The sequence below is a fragment of the Mesorhizobium sp. M1E.F.Ca.ET.041.01.1.1 genome (assembly GCF_003997355.1).
GTDB lineage: Bacteria > Pseudomonadota > Alphaproteobacteria > Rhizobiales > Rhizobiaceae > Mesorhizobium.
In genome coordinates this window covers 1-20,271 of record NZ_RZSL01000051.1, presented here as the reverse complement: position 1 = coordinate 20,271, position 20,271 = coordinate 1, and the positions used below count along the sequence as shown (strand labels likewise).

Below are 20,271 nucleotides of genomic sequence, written 5' to 3'. Positions count from 1 at the left end.
GCTTCACGCTGAAGACCTGGACCGGCCAGGAAACCGAACTCGGCACGTTGAAGACCTACACCGAGACCCGCTTCAACTTCGGCAACCGCAACAACTACGGCCAGTTCACCACCAGCGATGGCATTGTCAATCTTCAAGGCAATCCCGCCTTCAACAAGGGCGTCTCGCTGAACTTCGCCTGGATCCAGCTTGGTGGCCTGCGCGTCGGTAAGGACGAATCGGCCTTCAACACGTTCATCGGCTACGCCGGCAACGTCATCCAGGACACGATCGTTCCCTACGGCGACTTCGACACCAACGTCGTGCAGTACTACTTCGACGCCGGCAACGGCTTCTCGGCCGTGGTCTCGCTCGAAGAAGGTTCGGGCGTCGTCGGCACGATCGACAGCTATGTGCCGCATGTCGTCGGCGGCGTGAAGTACACGCAGGGCTGGGGCGCGATCACCGGTGTTGTCGCCTATGACGCCAACTACGAGGAAGTCGCCGGCAAGGTCCGCTTGGACGTCACCGTCAACGACGCTATCTCGCTGTTCGGCATGTTCGGCTATGGCTCCGATGGCGATCTCAATGTTGTTCACCCTGTAGTCGGAGGCGTACGCCAGGGCATCGATGCCAACGGTCGCGGCTTCTACAAGCAGTGGGGCGGCAACTGGGCCTGGTGGGCCGGCGGCACCTACAAGTTCAACGAGAAGACCTCGTTCAACCTCCAGGTGTCGGGTGACGACGACAAGAACTACGGCCTTGCAGCGAACGTCGCTTACGACATCGTCCCCGGCTTCACGGTCACGGCCGAAGTTGACTGGGACCACTTTGGTCACTTCGACGATGGCACGTTCTACGGCAACTGGACAAACGCCAACAAGAAAAACAGCGTCGGCGGTCTCCTCCGCTTCCAGCGCTCGTTCTAATCAGCAGCGTCTGACTGAAATTGAACCCGGCGGGCAACCGCCGGGTTTTTCTTTTGTAGCGGCAGTACCCGGGGCGCCATTTGCGGAGGGTTGCATTTCGCGCGGTCGCAGGGACCCGCACGCAAGCGGTCAATCCGGACAAGCGGCAGACGTAGACAGAGTAAGAAGCGAAGCGACGCGGCCTCGACCCGATTGAGAAATGTTGCCGCGCAGGGTTGAGATCGGTGGTGATCCTTCGCGCCCCCAGTCCTGCCGGACATCTCCCGCACAAGGGGGAGATTGGCAGTTTCAGCGCCCCGCTCAATCTTGCTACGCTGGCGATTGGCGAAAGCCGGCGCGACATCCGATCTCCCCCTTGCGGGGGGAGATGCCCGGCAGGCCAGCGGGTGGGGAGGAACGCGGCGTTCAGCCTGAGGGGACCCTCACGGCGGAAAGCTTACGCCGACGGGATAGGATGCAACCTAGATGTCGCCCGGCATCAAGCGCTGTCCGTTCAAACCTCAGCAAGATCGCCCAAGGCTTCGATCAGCGGCTGGATCTCGCCTTCATAGTTCTTCCATCGTTTGACGGAGGACGTATAGATCGGCTGGCGAACCTGCCAGCGGCTGAAAGTATTCACCGAACCATCCCTGTCAAAAAAGCGCAGGCAAGCCTCGTCCCAGGGCAACCCGAGATAATCCATGAGACGGCGCGACTGCTCCTCTTGGTTTTCAATCAGGGTCTCGTACCGGTTTTCGAAGATGCGACCCGGAAGGACATTGTTCCAGTGCCGCATCAGGCGATCGTATTCCCTGTAATACAACCCGAGAGTCTGAAGATCGCCGCTGTAGCTGTGCGCTTCACTGAATGGCAGGACGAAACAGGAGATGCAATTGTCTACAGCATCGCGGCGGCAATGAATTATGCGCGCGTTGGGAAACAGAATGCCGATCAGGCCAACCAGCTCGAAATTGTGAGGCATCTTGTCGACGATTCGAAGCGCGCCAGGAGCCCGCTCACGCAAATAGGCAAGATGCTCTGCCGCCAATGTTTTGGTCAGTTCCGGAGTAATCGCCGCGATCGATCTGCCCAGGTTCGTATCTGAGCTGTTCTTGAGACCGATCCCATTAGCTATTCGCCTAAGCTTGCTGAGTTCGCCGGCGCCATGAACGTCTGGATGACTGGCACAGATCTGCTCCGTCAACGTCGTCCCCGAGCGTGGCATGCCGACAACGAAAACAGGCACCTCCGAGGGATTGCCGTAAGCGGCCCTTGAAGCCACCAGTTCCGGTGTGAAGATTTCGATCATGGCATCGACCCAGCGACGGTAGTCTTCCAGGTCGAATTTTTGGCCTCTGGCTTGATTCCCTTGCTTGAAGTGATCCATCGCCTCCTTGTAGCGACGGAGATCATTAAGCAGCTTTCCGGCGGCGTGATGGAGCTCTGCCGCTCCCTGCGATCCATGGTCCAGATCTCGAAGCTCGATCAGGATTGCCTCAAGCTCGGGCGGCTCTTCCGTGAATTTGCGCGTGTGTACAAGTGCATTGTAGGCAGCCGGCACAGCGATGCGCCGTGCTATCGCCTCTGTCAGATGAAGCGCGGCTTCGTCCATACGCCCAAGGCTCGCGAGCGCGCGGGGCAGCCCCATCCGGGCCACAGGATGATCTGGGTCGATCTTGAGCGCCTTCTCGAACAGCGGCAGCGCCATTCCCCCCTTGTCAAACGCTTTGTAAGCGTCGCCCAGGGCGCAAAGCGCTTCCACCAAATCCGGCTTCAAATCCAGGGCGTGCTGAATGTGCCTGATCGCCGGCGTGAATTCGCTGAGCCTCAAATAGGTTTCGCCGAGGCTGAGGTGGTAGTAAGGATTTCGCGGCTCCTCCCCGACCGCCCGAGCAAAATACCGCAAGGCTTTCTCGTTGTCGTATCCGAGCCCTAGCGTTCCCAAGATGTAGAGCGCTAGCGGATGGTTTGGCGTTCTTGCCAGAACCTTGAGACAGAGTTCCTCGGCCTCAGGCAATTGCTCGGCTTTTTGCAGCTCGAGCGCCTGCCTCAACAACATGTCGTCGGGCTGACTACGAGCCGGACCGGCCTTCGGCTGGGCTTTGGGCGGTACAGCTTTCGTTGGCGCCGCCTTCGCTGAGGGTTGGGTCTTGAGGTGCTTGGCCCAAGCGGGCGGCAATCGGTTGTTCATCCTGCCTCGCTAGCAAAAGCAGCGGGGAGAATCCAGTCGAAGCACGCCGTTCGTGTCGAAGGCATTTGTCGGGCGGACGATATCGTCAGGGGGGCCGACAGCAAGCGTCTCGCCACTACGCTACCAGACCGGCGCGAGCAGCAAACCGTTGGAAGCTGGCGGCCGTGTGCCGATCAAGCTAGGCCATCTCACCTGTCAACCAACTTGCGCCCACCCTTGGCTCACGCTAGCAAGAAGCCCCCTTTCTCAACCGAGCCTTTGCCATGCGCCAGCGCCCTGCCCTTACGCCGATCATCGGCGCGCTTCCCACCACGGTGCCGTTCGTCGGGCCGGAGGCGCAGGAGCGCGAGCGCGGGCGGCCTTTCCGCGCCCGCATCGGCGCCAATGAGAGCAGCTTCGGCCCCTCGCCGCGCGTGATCGCCCGCATGGAGAGCGTCGCCCGCGACCAGTGGATGTATTGCGACCCGGACAATTTCGACCTGAAGGCCGCGGCGGCCGCTCACCATGGCGTCAGCATCGAGAACGTGGTCGTCGGCGAAGGCATTGACGGGCTGCTTGGCCTTGTGGCCCGCATGTATGTCGCGCCGGGCGATGCGGTGGTGACCTCGCTCGGCGCCTACCCGACCTTCAACTTCCACATCGCCGGTGTCGGCGGACGGCTGGTGACGGTGCCTTACGCCAACGACAGGGAGGACCTCGAGGGGCTGCTGGCCGCGGTTCGCCGGGAAAAGGCGCCGCTGGTCTACCTGTCCAATCCGGACAATCCGATGGGGAACTGGTGGGAGGCGCCGGAGGTCATCCGCTTCATCGAGGCGCTGCCGGAAACCACCATGCTGGTGCTGGACGAGGCCTATGGCGAGTTGGGCCCGGCCTCGGCGCTGCCGCCGATCGATGTCGCGCGGCCGAATGTCGTGCGCATGCGCACCTTCTCCAAGGCCTACGGACTGGCCGGCATTCGCTGCGGCTACGCGGTGGCAGAACGGGAAGTGATCCGCGACTTCGAGAAGATCCGCAACCATTACGGCGTCAGCCGCATGGCGCAGATCGCCGGCCTCGAGGCGTTGGCCGACCAGGACTATCTGAACTCAGTGGTGGCGCGCGTGGCGGCCGGACGCCGCCGCATCGCGGCCGTCGCCGAAGAGAACGGCCTGAAGCCGCTGCCCTCGGCCACCAATTTCGTCACCATCGACTGCGGTCATGACGGCGCCTTCGCGCTGAAGGTGATGCAGGCCCTTTTGTCGCGCGACGTCTTCATTCGCAAGCCGATGGCGCCACGGCTCGACCGCTGCATCAGGGTCAGCGTCGGCCTCGACCATGAGCTCGACATCTTCGCCGAGGAATTGCCCGGCGCGCTGGCGGCGGCAAGGGGGAACTGATCCAGGCATCCGGCTTCTGCCGTGGTTGGCATTCAAGTGGCGCAGGCCGCAAATAGCGGTTTGCTGCGTCGTCCATGAGAGCTGGAATCCGTGGCCACCAGCGTCTGCCGCGCCGGCGCTGGCAATTTCACATTCTTGCGGTTTCCAGCAAGCGGCTCACGCGGCTCAGCGCATCCGAAAGCGCCAAGGCTTCCTCGCCGCCGAGCTTGGCGATCAGGCGGGCGAGATCACGGTCCGTCGCCGCCTCGAGATCGGCCAGCGCGGCCTCGCCGCGCGAGGTCAGCGAAAGAACGGGCAGCCCACCCTCCGGGCCGGCGCGCATTTCGGCCAGCCCCATGGCGGTGAATTTCCGCAGGACCCTCAAGAGGTAGGCTGGGGCGAGGCCCAGTTCGCCGGCCAATTCGGATGCAACCGGGGCGAGATCGAGATCAAACATGCGCGCCAGGAAGCCGGCCCGGCCGCCAGCGGTCCGGGAACCGCGGCCAAGCTCGAACAGCACGCGGGCTTCGATCAGGGTGTAAGGGCTCTGCATCAAGGTCTCATCGAGCAGCCCAACCAGCCCGGTGTAGAACCGGTTGAAGCGGCGGATCTCATCGACCAGGGCTTCGTGCGGCATGCAGACCTCCTTTCAGAGACTTTTGCGACGTCCCGATAATTTCCCTGTCAGTTGACTTGGTCAACTATTAATTGGCAGTTTCGCCTGCCGATCAAGCCGTTGCATTTGATCCGTTCTGCTCCAGATTGATGGGAAAGATCTGGAGCGGGCAATGCAGGGTCGGAAAAGAGCCGTGCGAGCGCGCATAAGCGGCACGGTGCAAGGCGTAAGCTACCGGGTGTGGACGCACCGCGAAGCCATACGTCTTGGCGTGACGGGCTGGGTGCGCAACGAGGCCGACGGCTCGGTCACAGCGCTCATCGCCGGCTCCCATGCCGCGGTCGACGCAATGATCGACCGCCTTTGGCAAGGGCCGCGGGGCGCGCTGGTCTCGGCGGTCGAGGTCGAGGAAGCCGCGGATGACGCGCCTGCCGATTTCAGGATTGTCGCTTAGGCCCCTTTCCTCGCCCCCACCGTAGTGGGGGAGAGGTGGCGCGGCGAAGCCGCGACGGAGAGGGGGACAGCGCTTCTTTGATGAATTTCAGAGCAAACCCGCCAACGCTGCAGCCCCCGCTCCGTCTCGGGCTCCGCCCGAGCCACCTCTCCCCCGCTTTGCGGGGGCGAGGAACAATCTATCCCCTGTGCCTTGAATTAATTGAACGTTCGTTTTATTATTGCTCACACAGAGGCACGCATGGCACGCACCACAGGCTCCGACGGAGAAAAAACCGAGGCGGCCGTCCGCGAGGCGGCGGTCAACCTGATCGCGCGCCTAGGCTACGAGGCGATGTCGATGCGCCAGCTCGCGGCCGAAGTCGGGGTGCAGGCCGCCGCGCTCTACCGTTACTTCCCGACCAAGGAAGACCTGCTGTTCACGCTGATGCGCGAGCATATGGAAGGCCTGCTGGAGGCTTGGAATAACGCACGGCCGGCAACGAACGATCCGGTGGCGCGGCTCGCCGCCTATGTCGAGAACCACATCGCCTTCCATATCGAGCGGCGCCACGCCACCCATGTCTCCAACATGGAATTGCGCAGCCTCTCGCATGAGCGGCTGACGCAGATCCTGAAGATGCGCACGGCCTATGAGAAGGAGTTGCGCGCGATCCTGCGCGACGGCATGGAAGCCGGTGTCTTCGAGATCGACGACACCGGGCTCACCGCCATGGCGCTGATCCAGATGATGACCGGCGTCATCGTCTGGTTCCGGCCGTGCGAGCGGCTGTCGATCACTGAGGTCACCACGACATATCTGTCGATGACAATGCGCCTGGTCGGCGCGACAATCAGCCATGGCACCGCGCGTCGTTCCGAGCGCGCCGGGGACGCCGTGGCACTCTGATACAGGCATGATCCCCACGAAGATCGGGGCATGCGCGGGAGGAACGGCATGTACACGAGCACACTGAATTTCGGGCTCGATCCGGATATCGAGACGTTGCGCGACACGGTGCGGCGCTTCGCCCAGGACAGGATCGCGCCGATCGCGGCCGAAATCGACCGCGCGAACGAATTCCCGACGCATCTGTGGAGCGAGCTCGGCGCACTCGGCCTGCTCGGCATCACCGCCGATCCGGATTTCGGCGGCAGCGGCATGGGCTATCTCGCCCATGTCGTGGCGATGGAAGAGATTTCGCGCGCGTCGGCCTCCGTCGGCCTTTCCTACGGCGCGCATTCCAACCTCTGCGTCAACCAGATCAACCGCTGGGCGACGCCGGCGCAGAAGGAGAAGTACCTTCCTGCCCTATGCTCGGGCGAAAAGGTCGGCGCGCTGGCGATGTCGGAATCCGGCGCCGGCTCGGATGTGGTGTCGCTCCGGCTGCGCGCCGAAAAGCGCAATGACCGCTATGTGCTCAACGGCTCGAAAATGTGGATCACCAACGGCCCCGACGCGGAGACGTTGGTGGTCTATGCCAAGACCGATCCCGAGCGCCATTCGCGCGGCATCACCGCCTTCATCATCGAGAAGAGCTTCGCCGGCTTTTCAGTGGCGCAGAAACTCGACAAGCTTGGTATGCGCGGCTCCAATACCGGCGAGCTCGTCTTCGAGAATGTCGAGGTGCCGTTCGAGAATGTGCTGCACGAGGAAGGGCGCGGTGTGGAAGTGCTGATGTCGGGCCTCGATTATGAGCGCGCTGTGCTCTCCGGCGGGCCGATCGGGCTGATGGCGGCCTGCCTCGACGTGGCGGTCCCCTATGTGCACGAGCGCAAGCAGTTCGGCCAGCCGATCGGTACTTTCCAGCTTGTGCAGGGCAAGCTTGCCGACATGTATGTGACGGTGAACGCCGCGCGCGCCTATGTCTATGCGGTGGCGGCCGCCTGCGACCGCGGCGAGACCACCCGCAAGGACGCCGCCGGCTGCGTGCTGTTCGCCGCCGAAAAGGCGACGCAGATGGCGCTCGACGCCATCCAGCTCCTCGGCGGCAACGGCTACATCAACGACTATCCGACCGGGCGACTGTTGCGCGACGCCAAGCTCTACGAGATCGGCGCCGGCACCAGCGAGATCCGCCGCTGGCTGATCGGCCGAGAGATCATGGCGGAGGGGAACTAGTGCGCTCGGGTTGTGACCTTCGTCGAGCTTTCATCGACCCGCTTGCGGGCAGCTTCGGCGAGCGTGTCAGATACCCACTGGTTGATCGATTTGCCATCGCTTGCGGCCGCCTTGCCAAGCAAGGCATGGATTTCCGGCGTGGTGCGGAGAGCGAGCTTGCCGGAATAGGGTTTCTGCGGATCGACGCCACGCTCTTTGCAAAAGGCAAGGTAGTCATCGACGCTGTCGTGGAACGATTTCACCAATTCCTCGGCGGTCTCGGCCTCGAAGGTAACGATGTCGCGGATGCCAAGGATGCGGCCATGGAATACCATGTCCTCGTCGTCGAATTCGATCGATCCGGCATATCCCTTGTAAAGCTTCATGGCCTTATTCCAACGTTCGTCAAAAACTCTCTGATCTCCCTGACCGCCCACCGCTTGGTATCGGGTGACGGATGCGGGCGGTGGAGGAACAGCGTCCGGCCGGATATTGTGAACCGGACGCGCGAGCCGCTGCCCTCTGAAACCTCAGCGCCTAGTGCTATCAACAACGCCTCGACATCGCGCCATTTGATCGAGGCGCTGACCGGGTTCGCAAATATCCTGTCCAGCGTCTGCCGGTGCGCGGCTTTCGTGACTTTTCGCCCTGCCCAAATCGAGTACCCTGATGGCCGACTCCTCTAGGGTTAGGGCAAGAGCCCAAAGTGATACTAAAATATGATATCATCTGAGGTTCGTCAATGCCTGCCCTCGCCTCCCAGATCTCCCCCTCCTCCGACACCTTCCGCGCCAATGCCGAGCGCATGCGGGCGCTGGTCGCCGACATCGCCGAGAAGGCGGCCGGCATCGAGCGCGGCGGCTCGGACGAGGCGCGCGAGCGCCACCAAGGCCGCGGCAAGCTCCTGCCGCGCGAACGGCTGGCGCAACTGCTCGACACCGGCTCGCCCTTCCTCGAGGTCGGCCAGTTCGCGGCATGGTCGATGTATGGCGAGGACATCCCCGCCGCCGGCATCATCACCGGCATCGGCCGCGTCGAAGGCAGGGAGGTGATGGTCGTCGTCAACGACGCCACGGTGAAGGGCGGCACCTATTATCCGCTGACGGTGAAGAAGCATTTGCGCGCGCAGGAAATCGCGCTGCAGAACAACCTGCCCTGCGTCTACCTGGTCGACAGCGGCGGCGCCAATCTGCCCAACCAGGACGAGGTCTTCCCGGACCGGGAGCATTTCGGCCGCATCTTCTACAACCAGGCCAACATGTCGGCGGCCGGCATCCCGCAGATCGCCTGCGTCATGGGCTCCTGCACGGCGGGCGGCGCCTATGTGCCGTCGATGTCGGACGAGACGATCATGGTGCGCAACCAGGCGACCATTTTTCTCGGCGGCCCGCCGCTGGTGAAGGCCGCCACCGGCGAGGACGTCAGCGCCGAGGAGCTCGGCGGCGCCGACGTTCACACCAGGCTTTCCGGCGTCGCCGATCACTATGCGATGGACGACGAGCACGCGCTGGCCATTTGCCGGCGTATCGTCAAGAACTTGAATCGGAACAAGGCCGTAAGCCTCAACCTGCAGAAACCTGTATCGCCGCTTCACGACCCGCATGAGCTTTACGGCATCGTGCCGACGGATTTGCGCCAACCTTATGACGTCCGCGAGGTAATCGCCCGTCTCGTCGACGGTTCCGAGTTCGACGAGTTCAAGCAGAATTACGGCACCACCTTGGTCACCGGCTTTGCCCATTTGCATGGCATGCCGGTCGGCATCCTCGGCAACAATGGCGTGCTGTTTTCGGAAAGCGCGCTGAAGGGCACGCATTTCATCGAGCTCTGCTGCCAGCGCGGCATTCCGCTGATCTTCCTGCAGAACATCACCGGCTTCATGGTTGGGCGAAAGTACGAGGCCGGCGGTATCGCCAAGGACGGCGCCAAGCTGGTCATGGCGGTCGCGACGGCGCGCGTGCCCAAGCTCACGGTGATCATCGGCGGCTCGTTCGGCGCCGGCAACTATGGCATGTGCGGCCGGGCCTATTCGCCCCGCTTCCTGTGGATGTGGCCGAACGCGCGCATCTCGGTGATGGGCGGCGAACAGGCGGCGACCGTGCTCGCCATGGTCAAACGCGAAGGCATCGAGCGCAAGGGCGGCCAATGGAGCGCCGAGGAGGAAACGAAGTTCCGCAAGCCGATCCTGATGAAATACGAGCATGAGGGCCACCCGCTCTATTCCTCGGCACGGCTCTGGGACGACGGCATCATCGATCCGGCCAAGACGCGCGAGGTGCTGGCGCTCAGCCTCTCGGCGGCGCTCAATGCCGGGGTGGAGGAAACCAGGTTCGGCGTGTTCAGGATGTGACGATGAGCGGCGTCAGCGACAGGATCCGCGTTCACACCGGCGACATCACCAAGCTCGCGGTCGATGCCATCGTCAATGCCGCCAACTCCTCGCTGCTCGTCGGCGGCGGTGTCGACGGCGCCATCCACCGCGCGGCAGGCCCTGAACTGAGCGCCGAATGCCGCACGCTCGGAGGCTGCAACACCGGCGACGCCAAGCTGACCAAGGGCTATCGCCTGCCGGCACGCTACGTCATCCATGCGGTCGGGCCGGTCTGGCAAGGCGGCGGCAAGGGCGAGGCGGAACTGCTTGCCTCCTGCTACCGGCGCTCGCTCGAGATCGCCCGCGACCATAACTGCCAAACGATCGCCTTCCCGGCGATCTCGACCGGGATTTACGGCTTTCCGAAGGACGAAGCGACCGGGATCGCCGCCGGTATTGTAAGCGGCTTCTTGCAACAGAATGCAGTACCGCAGATCGTTACTTTCTGCTGCTTTGACGAGCCGACGGCGGAACTATACCGGCAAGCCGTTGCTGCCATCGGGGAAAGCTGAACTGATGACCAAAAAGAAGACGACCTCGTTAGACCACTCCCTTGGTAAGGGAGTGGTCGTCCATCATGTTGGACGAACGCTTGCCGGGATAGGCTGGCGGGACAGTACCCCCCTCTGGCCTGCCGGACAATGTCCGGTAGGACAGAGGGGGGTGCTCAAGCGCCGTGCTTCTCTCGCGGTTCGAACCTTGCTGGGGGAGGCTCCATGTTCGGCAAGATCCTGATCGCCAATCGCGGCGAGATCGCCTGTCGCGTCATCCGCACCGCGCGCAAGCTCGGCGTGCGCACTGTCGCGATCTACTCGGATGCCGATACCCGCGCCTTGCATGTCGAGATGGCCGATGAGGCGGTGCATATCGGCGCCTCGCCCGTCGGCGAGAGCTATCTGCGCGGCGACAGGATCATTGCCGCGGCGCTCGCCACCGGCGCGCAAGCGATCCATCCCGGCTACGGCTTCCTGTCGGAAAATCCTGATTTCGTCGACCAGGTGACGGCGGCCGGGCTCGTCTTCATCGGCCCGTCCGCCGCCTCGATCCGCGCCATGGGGCTGAAGGATGCCGCCAAGCGGCTGATGGAAAAGGCCGGCGTGCCGGTGGTGCCCGGCTATCACGGCGAGGCGCAGGAGATCGTGCTGCTCGCCTCCAAGGCGCGAGAGATCGGCTATCCCGTTCTGATCAAGGCGCGCGCCGGCGGCGGCGGCAAGGGCATGCGGCGTGTCGACCATCCGGACGATTTCTCCGAGGCGCTTTCCGGCGCGCGGCGCGAGGCCAAGGCCGCCTTCGGCGACGACCGCGTGCTGGTGGAGAAGTATGTCGACAAGCCGCGCCATATCGAGGTTCAGGTGTTCGGCGACAACTTTGGCAGCGCGGTGCATCTCTTCGAGCGCGACTGCTCGGCGCAGCGCCGCCACCAGAAGGTGATCGAGGAGGCGCCCGCCCCCGGCATGACGCCCGAGTTGCGCGACGCGATGACGGAAGCCGCCGTGACGGCCGCCAAGGCAATCAACTACTCGGGCGCCGGCACGATCGAGTTCATCGTCGACGCCTCCGATGGCCTGAAAGCGGACCGCTTCTGGTTCATGGAGATGAACACGCGGCTGCAGGTCGAGCATCCCGTCACGGAGATGGTCACCGGCATCGATCTGGTGGAGTGGCAGCTCCGTGTCGCCTCCGGTGAAAAACTGCCGAAGACGCAAGACGAGATCGTGCTTGCCGGACACGCTATCGAGGCGCGCCTTTATGCGGAGGACGCATCGAAAGGCTTCCTGCCGGCGACCGGCACGCTCCACCATTTAAAGTTCCCCGACGCGCCGCCCGAGGGCACCGCCATCCGCATCGAAACCGGCGTGCGGGCCGGCGATGCGATCTCGCCCTTTTACGATCCGATGATCGCCAAGCTTGTGGTCCACGCTGAGCACAGAACCGCCGCGCTCGCGGCGTTGCGCGATGCGCTTGGCCGGACCGAAGTCGCCGGCTCGATCGTCAACACCGCCTTCCTTGCGGCGCTCGCCGCGGACGCCGATTTCGTGGCGGGCGATGTCGACACCGGCCTGATAGGCAGGCATCAGGACGCTCTCGTCGCCGTCGCAGCGCCAAGCGATGAAGCGATAGCCGCGGCGGCGCTGGCGGCGACCGACGCGGGCGCGCCGGGTCCCGCCGCCGATCCGTGGTCCTCGCTTGTTGGCTACGCACATTTCCATACGCTCTCACGACGCACCCGCCTGCGCTATGGCGAGGAGAATATCCTGGCCCGCGTCTCGGCGCGGCCGGACGGCCGCTTCCAGGTGGCGCTGGAGGCGCCGCACGACGCGATCAATTCGCATGATCTGCGGAATTTGCCGCGCACCGCCCGCTGGCCGGGCCACGTCACCGTGTTCGAAGGCGCGGTCGGCTACACCTTCGCGGTGCCCGATCCGCTGGCCAAGGCGGACGAGGCCGCGGCCGCCTCGGGCAGCCTGCGCGCGCCGATGCCGGGGCTGGTCAAGCTGGTGCGCGCGGCAGCGGGTGACACGGTGATCAAAGGCCAGCCGCTCCTGATCCTCGAGGCTATGAAGATGGAACACACCATCGCCGCCCCGCATGACGGGGTGATCGCCGAGATCGCGGCCGAAGGCGCGCAGGTGAGCGACGGCACGGTGCTGGTGCGGTTCGCGGAAGAAGGGCAAGGCTGAAACGCCCGTTCGGTTTGTCTCGTTAACGAGACAAAATAGTTGGGTATGGCGGGACGGCGCCGGCGCCGTAGAGCGCCGACCGCCGCCAAAAGGAAAATGGCCGGACGAGACCGGCCATTTTCACTTACCTGACGGATCGCTTACGGCTTGATCGGCGCGTATTTGCCGTCATGCCACTGGTTGATGTCGTAGCTGGCGTTCTTCAGGTCGCCCTTCTCGTCGAAGATGACGTCGCCGACGACGGTGCTGATCGGCTTGCCGTCCTTCAGCGCCTCGGCGACTTTGGCCGGATCGTCGGTGCCGGCGCGCTTGACGCCTTCGGCAACCGCCTGGATCACGGCGTAGGAGAACAGCGTGAAGCCTTCCGGGGTGAAGCCGCCGGCCTTGATCTTGGCCACGGCGTCCTTGGCTTCCGGCTTGGCCTGCGGATCGGACGGGAAGACGAACATGGTGCCTTCGCCGGCCGGGCCGGCGACCTGCCAGAATTCCGGCGTGGCGATCGAGTCCGGCATGATCAGCTGGAACTTGACGTTCTGCTCGGCAGCCTGGCGCAGGATGAGGCCGGCCTCGGGATGGTAGCCACCGAAATAGACGACATCGGCCTTGAACTCCTTCAGCTTGGTGACCAAAGCCGAATAGTCCTTCTCGCCAGCATTGATGCCTTCGTAGTCGACCTCCTTGAGGCCGCCGGCGTTCATCGTCGCCTTGACCACATCGGCAACGCCCTGACCGTAGGCGCTCTTGTCGTGCAGGACGACGACGTTCTTGCCGGCATATTTCTTGGCGATCCACGGGCCGATGAAGGCGCCCTGCGCGTCGTCACGCGTGTAGAGGCGCATGATCGTCGGCCAGCCAGACTTGGCCGCGGCGTCGGTCAGCACCGGGTTGGACGAGGCCGGGCTCATCATCAGCGTGCCGGATTCAGCATAGACAGCGGAAGCCGGAATGCTCGAGCCCGAGCAGGCATGGCCGTCGACGAACTTGATGCCGTTGGCGACGATGCGGTTGGCCACCGAAACCGCCTGCTTCGGGTCGCACTGGTCGTCCTCGATATCGAGCTTGATCTGGGAGCCGTTGACGCCGCCGGCAGCGTTGATGGCGTCGGCGGCGGCCTTCGCGCCCTGCTTGAACTGGTCGCCGATCGTGGCGAGCTGTCCGGTCATCGGGCCGACCACCGAGATGGTGATGTCGTCGGCGAAAGCAACCGATGCGCTCATCATCAGGCCCAATGCGGCCGCGCTCAAAATACCCAATCTTTTCATGGCAATAAGAACTCCTCCACTTGCGCGCGGCCGTGCCGGCCACGCTGTTCCTGAGAGCCGGGACAATTCCACCCTTCGCCGGAACTGTCGAGAGGACAATACATACCGCTTTGGTTCATTTCGGCCAGGATTTCTTGGGCCAAGCCGCACTCAGCCGCGGCCGGGCGGAACGCCTAAAATGCAAAAGCCGCGCCGGCCTTGTCCCGGCCGGTCGCGGCTTTTGCAGTCGAGCTTTCCCGGCGCCCCCGCGCCTGAACCCGCTCGCTTCCCTGTGTCTGCGCAGCTAGGCAAGTCTTGCCTGCCGCGTTCTTGCTCTTGTCAACCGGCCGTCTTTCTGCGGCCTTGTCCCCTGAAGACTTTCGGACCTCAGGCCTACAAGGTCAGTGCATCGTCATCCATTCGCGCGCTTCGCGCAGCGCCTTGGCGATCTCGACCTTCGACATCGTGGCCGAGAGTTCCGAGCGCAGTTCGGCGGCGCGGAGCGAACCCTTGATCGCGGCGATGTTGAACCATTTGTGGGCGGCAACGACGTCGGTCTCGCAGTCGCGGCCGGTCGCATACATCATGCCCAGTTCGAAAAGAATGTCGGCCTGGGCAGTTGCCCCCATGGCGCCGAAGCCGGCCTCGAGCATTTCAAAACGTGCCATTTCAATCCCCTGTCTGGCTCCCGAGAGCTGCCTCCTTCTGTCCCTTGGTGTCCTTGGGGCGGGCCGCTCTTTCGATGCTTTCGAGGATGAAGCCTGGCCTTGAATCCGTCGTTAAATGGCTTGCTTAATTTGAAGAAAACAAAGCTAAAACAAGAGGTAAACGCGGAAAACTGTTAAGCATAGGAACCCAGCAATTGCGCCTTTTTGCGTTAAATTCGACGAAAATTTCGGGGGCCGCAATCAAGACTTCGCTAACCACGGAAACCGAAGCCTTTTCCGCTCGTGTTCAGTTTCAGTGACTTGCGCAGCTAAAAATCCTTGCAACCTTCCGTGGCGGCACCGCTTTCGTTTTGGCGGCGGCTGGATTAGCTTACGTTTGCGTAAGGGACAGAGGCGGAACGGAGCCCCGCCGGAACCCTATAGGAGGAGGACAATATGTTTCGAAAAGTGAGCCTGGCCCTGGCGGCCACCTTGATGATTGCGGGTGCTGCATGGGCCGATCCGATCGAAGGCAACTGGAAGACGCAGGCCGGCTCGACGGCGGCGATCGCCGGCAGCGACTCGTTCTCGATCACGCTGAAGTCCGGCAAATATGCCGGCAAAACCATCGGTTCCTTCAAGGCAGCCGGGGACAACAAGTATACCGGCACCATAACCGATCCGGAAACCGACAAGACCTATTCCGGCAAGGCAACGATTTCCGGCGCCTCGCTGAAGATGAGCGGCTGCGTGCTGGGCGGGCTGATCTGCAAGAGCCAGACCTGGCACAAGCTCTGATCGCCGCTTGAATGACCTGATGAACGGGGCCGCGCGGCCCCGTTTTCTTTTTAGGCCCCGTTTTCCTTTCAGGCGCCCTTTCGAAGCGCATTGGCGGACGCGGCGGTTTCCAGCGGCTAAAGGTCGTCGCCGGCGACGAGCTTCAGGTTCTTGTCTTTCCGCACGTCGTTTCCCAAAACCGCTGCGCACTTTTGGCGACCTGCGTCAGCCAGATCGCGACCATATCAATCATTTTGAACGGTAGATGAATACCGGTCTCGGAACCGGTTCAGAGGCATTCGGGCATTCTCCTCGCCATTGAAGGAGAGACCAATGCTTGTCCGCCGCTTCACCATCGTCTGCCTGCTGATGAGCCTGTTCGGCATGGTCTTCGCCATCCTCGTGGCCGAAGCCGGCCGTCCGGCCCGCTCGTCGGGAATGGCCGACACCTGCCGGCTGGACTGCATGAACCATTTCGACCGCTGAAACGACCAATACTCGAAACCGGAACCACCACCATGAACCGCATCGCTACCTCGACCCTCCAGACCCTTCGGCTCCTGCCGCGGGCGATGCTCATCCTGATGCTGCTTGCCGCTCCCGTGCTGGCGGTGCCGATGATGCGCGCCGACACCGGCTCGATCATCGAAGCGCCGACGCCGAAGAAGGCGGGCGTCGGCTTCGTGCTGCTGGTCAGCCTGCAGCGCGGCTGACACGGTCGAAGAAAAATACGCCGCAGGGCGAGCTTCGCGTCCGCCTCCCCCTCCCAAGCGCTCGTCCAAATCCCTATATTGGGCCATGGAAAAGCGAATCTACCCCCAAGCCATCGAATCGGTCGTCATGCCGGAGCCTTTCGGCAGGCAGAGCTTCGACGACGCCAAGAAGGCGGTCGCGGCGCTGCAGAGGCTCTACGACCGCAACACCAAATTCCTGCGCGATTCCTTCGCCGAACTCGCGGCCGGCGGCGACGAGAGCAAGCGCTACCGCGCCTTCTATCCGCAGATCGGCGTCACCACGACCTCGTTCACCCAGATCGACTCGCGCCAAGCCTACGGCCATATGCCGACGCCTGGGCATTTTGCCACCACCATCACCCAGCCGCAGCTTTTCGAGAGCTACCTCGTCGAACAGCTTCGGCTCATCATGCGCAATCACGGCGTGCAGGTGACGGTGTCGGAATCGACAACGCCGATCCCGTTGCATTTCGCCTTCCTGGAAGGCACCTATGTCGACGGCACGGCGGCCGAGCGCATCAAGCGGCCGATCCGCGACCTGTTCGACGTGCCGGACCTCGACGGCACCGACGACCAGATCGCCAACGGCACCTTCGAGGTGGCGTTCGGCGAGCCGAGGCCGCTGGCGCCATTCACCGCGCAGCGCATCGACTATTCGCTGCACCGGATGTCGCATTACACGGCGACCAGCCCGCAGCATTTCCAGAACTTCGTGCTGTTCACCAACTACCAGTTCTACATCGACGAGTTCGTCGCGCGTGCCCGGGATCTGATGGAGAAGGGCGGAGGCGGCTACAGTGAATTCGTCGAACCGGGCAATGTGGTGACAAAGGCCGGAGCCGGCGCGCCGAGCGACGGCACGCCGCCTCCGCGCCTGCCACAGATGCCGGCCTATCATCTGAAGAAGCCGGGCCATGGTGGCATCACCATGGTCAATATCGGCGTCGGCCCCTCCAACGCCAAGACCATCACCGATCATATCGCGGTGCTTCGGCCGCATGCCTGGGTGATGCTCGGCCACTGCGCTGGCCTGCGCAACACGCAGGCGCTGGGCGATTATGTGCTGGCGCATGCCTATGTGCGCGAGGACCATGTGCTGGACGACGACCTGCCGGTCTGGGTGCCGATCCCGCCGCTGGCGGAAATCCAGGTGGCGCTGCAGGAAGCGGTGGCCGAGGTCACGGGCCTGTCCGGCTACGACCTCAAGCGCATCATGCGCACCGGCACCGTCGCCACCATCGACAACCGCAACTGGGAACTGCGCGACCAGCGCGGACCGGTGCAGCGCCTGTCGCAGTCCCGCGCCATCGCGCTCGATATGGAATCGGCGACGATCGCGGCCAACGGCTTCCGCTTCCGCGTGCCTTACGGCACGCTGCTGTGCGTCTCCGACAAGCCGCTGCACGGCGAACTGAAGCTGCCCGGCATGGCGACCGAATTCTACAAGCGGCAGGTGGCGCAGCATCTCACCATCGGCATCAGGGCGATGGAGAAGCTGGCCGAAATGCCGATGGAGCGGCTGCATTCGCGCAAGTTGAGAAGTTTTTCCGAGACGGCCTTCCAGTAGCCAGCGGCGCGGCGAGGCAATTCGCCGTCTTGCAAGGGCCGCAATTTGGCCGATAAGCAGGCCAGAGCGAGACTATCTCGCTCCAAACAGATTGCCGGCGGCATTCGGCAGGCCAAGACCGAGATGACAACAGGCGGCGCGCGCTCGAACATGACGGCTGGGGTGGCATTCCTGGCGATGATGGCACTGTCGGCCGCGCTGCTGGCCGGGTTCCTCGGCGCGCTGCATCCTGCGCTCGATTCCTTCTCGCATTTGCGCATTCACCTGAGCGTGCTTACGGCGCTGCTGGCGCTGGCGCTGCTGGCCAGCTCCTATCGGCTGCAGGCGACAGCGGTGCTGCTCTTTGCCATCGCCAGCTTCGCCACGACGGCGAGCGCGCTGCCCAGGCTGTGGCCGCAACAGGCGATCGCCAGGCCAGCCGACCGGATCGTCTACAGCCTGCTGCAGATGAATTTGCGCTTCGACAATCCGACGCCGAAGAAGGTGCTTTCGCTGATCGGCCGGACCAACCCCGACGTGATCACCCTCGACGAGGTGTCGGGGATGTGGACGACCGAGCTTGGCTATATCACCGGCGCCTATCCCTACCGCATCCTCTGCCCCTACCCCAACGGCGTATTCGGCGTCGCGCTGCTCTCGCGCCGGCCCTTCGCCGCCGGCACAGCGCCGCATTGCGAACCGCGCGGTGCGATGGCGACCGCGACGATCGATTTCGGCGGAACCGGCGTCGACGTCGCCGCGATCCATTTGAGCTGGCCCTGGCCGCTCGAGCAGTACTGGCAGATCGGCGAGCTGTCGGAACCGCTGACCGCGCTCGGCGAAACGGCGATCATGGCCGGCGACTGCAACGCCGTGCCCTGGAGCGCGGCCGTGCGGCGCGTCGCTTCGCTCGGCAAGCTGACGGTGATGCCGTCGGCCGGGCCGACCTGGATCCACCGGAAGCTGCCCGACTTCCTGCGGCGCTTCGCCGGCCTGCCGATCGACCAGGTGTTCAGCAAGGGCGGGGTGACGATCCATTCCGCGACCCGGCTGGAAGACACCGGCTCGGATCATCTGCCGGTGCTGGTCGAGTTCTCGCTGCGGTCCGACGACAGAGGGCCCAAGGACGAGCATGAGACGGCGCTGGCTTCTCTCGTGCGGCTCTGGAAGACACCGGGTTGACGTAGCGATCCTTCGCAGCATCGCGCCGCTAAGGCTTCATCAAAGCCGCGACCAAATGCTCGACATGGCCGCTGTCGCGGTGCTCCCGGGCATCGAAGGCATTCTGCTTGGCCTCGTATTCGGCATAGGCGGCCTGGATACGCTGGCGCGCCTCGCGGCGCGCCTTGTAGCAATAGGGATCGTCGGCGACCTTGAGACCGGTGATCGACCGCTCCGTGGCGCGCATCATTTCCCTGGCGATGCGGCCATGGGTTTCCTCGTGGGCGCGCACACCGGCGAAAAACCGGGTCCAGCGCTTCTTCAGCGCCGGCGTCGCCGAGGCGACGCGCGGAAAGGTGTAGAAGAGATTGAGCGTGCCATTTGCCTGCTTGAGCCGGCACGAGCCCTTGTCCGGGATGACGCCGAGCTCCCAGTCGGCCGTGTAGGCGGTCTGGGCGATGGCGTGCGTCATGAAGCCGTGCTTGGGGCCTTTGCTGTCCATGGCTTCGATAAGTGCCGCGCCGGAATTGCCGGCAATGTCATAGGTTCGCGTCTGGACCAGCACCCTGGTGCCGGCCGAGGCCTGCGGCGCGCAGAACGCGCCGAGAGCGACAAGGCATGTCAGAACCGCCAGGCGCATCGCCGTTTCTCCCTATCCTCAGGGAAAGGAAACACAAGCAGGCGGTGGTTTCAACGGCCTTGAGGTTGCGATGTCGCAACCTATTCGCAGGCAGGCGCCGCCGGCGGTGGCGCCCCCGGTATGTCAGGGGCAGCGCAAAGCCTCTGGCAGTTGCCCCTTCTACATACCCTGATAGACAGGCCCCTCTCCACCTTGTGGCGGCACCCAGTTGATGTTCTGGTTCGGGTCCTTGATGTCGCAGGTCTTGCAGTGGACGCAGTTCTGCGCGTTGATGACGAAGCGCACGTCCTTCGCCGACGGATCGGCGGCGGCGTTGCCGTCCTTGTCGACCCATTCGTAGACGCCGGCCGGGCAGTAGCGGGTCGACGGGCCGGCGAACACGTCGTGCTCGGAGCGCTGCTGCAGCGCCGCGTCGCCGACGATGAGGTGCACCGGCTCGTTTTCCTCATGGTTGGTGTTGGACAAAAACACCGAGGAGAGCCGGTCGAAGGTCAAGATGCCATCCGGCTTGGGATAGGCGATCTTCTGATGCTTGGAGGCGGGCTCGAGCGTCGCGTAGTCGGCCTTGCCGTGCTTCAGCGTGCCGAAGGGCGAGAAGCCGAACAGCGTGTTCAGCCACATGTCCAGCCCACCGATGCCGACGCCGATGATGGTGCCGAAGCGCGACCACAGCGGCTTGACGTTGCGCACCTTCTTCAGGTCCTTGCCGATGTCGCTGCCGCGCCAGGCTTCCTCGTAGGAGGTGATCTCGTCGTTGGCGCGCCCGGCGCCGATGGCGTCCGCGACGTGCTCGGCCGCCAGCATGCCGGACAGCACCGCATTGTGCGAACCCTTGATGCGCGGCCGGCTTCGTCAACGTGCCGCGCATCAAGGGTTCGCACAATGCGGTGC

General features: G+C 63.6%; 20 protein-coding genes and 1 pseudogene. 13 read left to right on the top strand and 8 right to left on the bottom strand.

Annotation, left to right across the window (positions count from 1 at the left end; translation table 11 throughout):
* A partial coding sequence (locus EOA38_RS07190) for a porin (protein WP_145965931.1) occupies window positions 1–908 on the top strand: 908 nt, incomplete at its 5' end.
* Between the two features lie 493 nt (window positions 909–1,401).
* Here the strand turns inward: EOA38_RS07190 and EOA38_RS07185 are convergent.
* Window positions 1,402–3,078 (bottom strand): sulfotransferase, encoded by a 1,677-nt coding sequence (locus tag EOA38_RS07185; RefSeq protein ID WP_127222056.1) that lies wholly within the window; start codon window positions 3,076–3,078, stop codon window positions 1,402–1,404.
* A 263-nt stretch (window positions 3,079–3,341) separates the two neighbouring features.
* Here EOA38_RS07185 and EOA38_RS07180 point away from each other — a divergent pair, with 263 nt between their 5' ends.
* On the top strand, window positions 3,342–4,454 hold the full coding sequence (locus EOA38_RS07180; protein WP_127298828.1) for a pyridoxal phosphate-dependent aminotransferase: 1,113 nt from the start codon (window positions 3,342–3,344) through the stop codon (window positions 4,452–4,454).
* A gap of 127 nt (window positions 4,455–4,581) precedes the next feature.
* Here EOA38_RS07180 and EOA38_RS07175 read toward each other — a convergent pair whose 3' ends face one another.
* Complete coding sequence (locus EOA38_RS07175) at window positions 4,582–5,070, bottom strand: MarR family transcriptional regulator (RefSeq protein WP_127221185.1); 489 nt, start codon at window positions 5,068–5,070, stop codon at window positions 4,582–4,584.
* 151 nt (window positions 5,071–5,221) lie between these two features.
* Between EOA38_RS07175 and EOA38_RS07170 the strand changes: the two genes are divergently transcribed.
* The 3 genes from EOA38_RS07170 to EOA38_RS07160 all read left to right on the top strand — a co-directional run bounded on the left by EOA38_RS07170 (window position 5,222) and on the right by EOA38_RS07160 (window position 7,603).
* On the top strand, window positions 5,222–5,503 hold the full coding sequence (locus EOA38_RS07170; RefSeq protein ID WP_127298827.1) for an acylphosphatase: 282 nt from the start codon (window positions 5,222–5,224) through the stop codon (window positions 5,501–5,503).
* A gap of 240 nt (window positions 5,504–5,743) precedes the next feature.
* Window positions 5,744–6,391: a TetR/AcrR family transcriptional regulator gene (locus tag EOA38_RS07165; protein ID WP_127298826.1), complete on the top strand. Its 648-nt coding sequence runs from the start codon at window positions 5,744–5,746 to the stop codon at window positions 6,389–6,391.
* Between the two features lie 48 nt (window positions 6,392–6,439).
* Window positions 6,440–7,603: an isovaleryl-CoA dehydrogenase gene (locus EOA38_RS07160; RefSeq protein ID WP_127298825.1), complete on the top strand. Its 1,164-nt coding sequence runs from the start codon at window positions 6,440–6,442 to the stop codon at window positions 7,601–7,603.
* Here EOA38_RS07160 and EOA38_RS07155 read toward each other — a convergent pair.
* On the bottom strand, window positions 7,600–7,968 hold the full coding sequence (locus EOA38_RS07155) for a type II toxin-antitoxin system HicB family antitoxin (protein WP_126094958.1): 369 nt from the start codon (window positions 7,966–7,968) through the stop codon (window positions 7,600–7,602). The two genes, EOA38_RS07160 and EOA38_RS07155, sit on opposite strands and share 4 nt — an antisense overlap.
* Window positions 7,965–8,159: a type II toxin-antitoxin system HicA family toxin gene (locus EOA38_RS07150; RefSeq protein WP_348627510.1), complete on the bottom strand. Its 195-nt coding sequence runs from the start codon at window positions 8,157–8,159 to the stop codon at window positions 7,965–7,967. The genes EOA38_RS07155 and EOA38_RS07150 overlap by 4 nt, the downstream gene beginning before the upstream one ends.
* Window positions 8,160–8,324: 165 nt before the next feature.
* On the opposite strand from EOA38_RS07150, the gene EOA38_RS07145 reads away from it, so the two are divergent.
* From EOA38_RS07145 to EOA38_RS07135, 3 genes are all read left to right on the top strand, one after another.
* Entirely contained in the window at window positions 8,325–9,932 is a 1,608-nt protein-coding gene (locus EOA38_RS07145; RefSeq protein WP_127298824.1) for a carboxyl transferase domain-containing protein, read from the top strand.
* A gap of 2 nt (window positions 9,933–9,934) precedes the next feature.
* Window positions 9,935–10,465, top strand: a complete 531-nt coding sequence (locus EOA38_RS07140) for an O-acetyl-ADP-ribose deacetylase (protein ID WP_126094960.1) — start codon at window positions 9,935–9,937, stop codon at window positions 10,463–10,465.
* Between the two features lie 204 nt (window positions 10,466–10,669).
* Window positions 10,670–12,634, top strand: coding sequence for an acetyl/propionyl/methylcrotonyl-CoA carboxylase subunit alpha (locus EOA38_RS07135; RefSeq protein ID WP_127298823.1), 1,965 nt, complete (start codon window positions 10,670–10,672; stop codon window positions 12,632–12,634).
* A 140-nt stretch (window positions 12,635–12,774) separates the two neighbouring features.
* Here the strand turns inward: EOA38_RS07135 and EOA38_RS07130 are convergent, their stop codons facing one another.
* Both EOA38_RS07130 and EOA38_RS07125 read right to left on the bottom strand, forming a co-directional pair.
* Window positions 12,775–13,896 carry an ABC transporter substrate-binding protein gene (locus EOA38_RS07130; protein WP_126094962.1) on the bottom strand — a complete coding sequence of 374 codons (1,122 nt, stop codon included), beginning with the start codon at window positions 13,894–13,896 and terminating at the stop codon, window positions 12,775–12,777.
* A 380-nt stretch (window positions 13,897–14,276) separates the two neighbouring features.
* Complete coding sequence (locus tag EOA38_RS07125) at window positions 14,277–14,543, bottom strand: sel1 repeat family protein (protein WP_126094963.1); 267 nt, start codon at window positions 14,541–14,543, stop codon at window positions 14,277–14,279.
* A gap of 435 nt (window positions 14,544–14,978) precedes the next feature.
* On the opposite strand from EOA38_RS07125, the gene EOA38_RS07120 reads away from it, so the two are divergent.
* From EOA38_RS07120 to EOA38_RS07105, 5 genes are all read left to right on the top strand, one after another.
* Entirely contained in the window at window positions 14,979–15,320 is a 342-nt protein-coding gene (locus tag EOA38_RS07120) for a DUF2147 domain-containing protein (RefSeq protein ID WP_126094964.1), read from the top strand.
* 312 nt (window positions 15,321–15,632) lie between these two features.
* The gene (locus EOA38_RS39010) at window positions 15,633–15,785 is read left to right on the top strand and encodes a hypothetical protein (RefSeq protein WP_189350201.1); all 153 of its coding nucleotides are present in this window, start codon (window positions 15,633–15,635) and stop codon (window positions 15,783–15,785) included.
* Window positions 15,786–15,817: 32 nt separating this feature from the next.
* On the top strand, window positions 15,818–16,012 hold the full coding sequence (locus tag EOA38_RS07115; protein ID WP_126094965.1) for a hypothetical protein: 195 nt from the start codon (window positions 15,818–15,820) through the stop codon (window positions 16,010–16,012).
* A 127-nt stretch (window positions 16,013–16,139) separates the two neighbouring features.
* A complete protein-coding gene (locus EOA38_RS07110; RefSeq protein ID WP_245464746.1) occupies window positions 16,140–17,600 on the top strand; it encodes an AMP nucleosidase in 1,461 nt (486 codons plus the stop codon).
* A gap of 150 nt (window positions 17,601–17,750) precedes the next feature.
* Entirely contained in the window at window positions 17,751–18,761 is a 1,011-nt protein-coding gene (locus EOA38_RS07105; RefSeq protein WP_127298829.1) for an endonuclease/exonuclease/phosphatase family protein, read from the top strand.
* 28 nt (window positions 18,762–18,789) lie between these two features.
* Here the strand turns inward: EOA38_RS07105 and EOA38_RS07100 are convergent, their stop codons facing one another.
* Together EOA38_RS07100 and EOA38_RS07095 are read right to left on the bottom strand one after the other, a co-directional pair.
* Window positions 18,790–19,380 (bottom strand): DUF922 domain-containing protein, encoded by a 591-nt coding sequence (locus tag EOA38_RS07100; protein ID WP_127298822.1) that lies wholly within the window; start codon window positions 19,378–19,380, stop codon window positions 18,790–18,792.
* Window positions 19,381–19,539: 159 nt separating this feature from the next.
* A pseudogene (locus EOA38_RS07095) lies at window positions 19,540–20,247 on the bottom strand (4Fe-4S dicluster domain-containing protein); the annotation flags it as partial.
* Window positions 20,248–20,271: the final 24 nt, after the last annotated feature.

Coding starts and splice junctions, on each gene's coding strand:
- EOA38_RS07165 (WP_127298826.1), top strand. CDS start 5,744: ATGGCACGCACCACAGGCTCCGACGGAGAAAAAACCGAGGCGGCCGTC.
- EOA38_RS07100 (WP_127298822.1), bottom strand. CDS start 19,380: ATGCGCCTGGCGGTTCTGACATGCCTTGTCGCTCTCGGCGCGTTCTGC.
- EOA38_RS07160 (WP_127298825.1), top strand. CDS start 6,440: ATGTACACGAGCACACTGAATTTCGGGCTCGATCCGGATATCGAGACG.
- EOA38_RS07105 (WP_127298829.1), top strand. CDS start 17,751: ATGACGGCTGGGGTGGCATTCCTGGCGATGATGGCACTGTCGGCCGCG.
- EOA38_RS07170 (WP_127298827.1), top strand. CDS start 5,222: ATGCAGGGTCGGAAAAGAGCCGTGCGAGCGCGCATAAGCGGCACGGTG.
- EOA38_RS07185 (WP_127222056.1), bottom strand. CDS start 3,078: ATGAACAACCGATTGCCGCCCGCTTGGGCCAAGCACCTCAAGACCCAA.
- EOA38_RS07125 (WP_126094963.1), bottom strand. CDS start 14,543: ATGGCACGTTTTGAAATGCTCGAGGCCGGCTTCGGCGCCATGGGGGCA.
- EOA38_RS39010 (WP_189350201.1), top strand. CDS start 15,633: ATGCTTGTCCGCCGCTTCACCATCGTCTGCCTGCTGATGAGCCTGTTC.
- EOA38_RS07110 (WP_245464746.1), top strand. CDS start 16,140: ATGCCGGAGCCTTTCGGCAGGCAGAGCTTCGACGACGCCAAGAAGGCG.
- EOA38_RS07145 (WP_127298824.1), top strand. CDS start 8,325: ATGCCTGCCCTCGCCTCCCAGATCTCCCCCTCCTCCGACACCTTCCGC.
- EOA38_RS07180 (WP_127298828.1), top strand. CDS start 3,342: ATGCGCCAGCGCCCTGCCCTTACGCCGATCATCGGCGCGCTTCCCACC.
- EOA38_RS07115 (WP_126094965.1), top strand. CDS start 15,818: ATGAACCGCATCGCTACCTCGACCCTCCAGACCCTTCGGCTCCTGCCG.
- EOA38_RS07120 (WP_126094964.1), top strand. CDS start 14,979: ATGTTTCGAAAAGTGAGCCTGGCCCTGGCGGCCACCTTGATGATTGCG.
- EOA38_RS07130 (WP_126094962.1), bottom strand. CDS start 13,896: ATGAAAAGATTGGGTATTTTGAGCGCGGCCGCATTGGGCCTGATGATG.
- EOA38_RS07155 (WP_126094958.1), bottom strand. CDS start 7,968: ATGAAGCTTTACAAGGGATATGCCGGATCGATCGAATTCGACGACGAG.
- EOA38_RS07175 (WP_127221185.1), bottom strand. CDS start 5,070: ATGCCGCACGAAGCCCTGGTCGATGAGATCCGCCGCTTCAACCGGTTC.
- EOA38_RS07135 (WP_127298823.1), top strand. CDS start 10,670: ATGTTCGGCAAGATCCTGATCGCCAATCGCGGCGAGATCGCCTGTCGC.
- EOA38_RS07140 (WP_126094960.1), top strand. CDS start 9,935: ATGAGCGGCGTCAGCGACAGGATCCGCGTTCACACCGGCGACATCACC.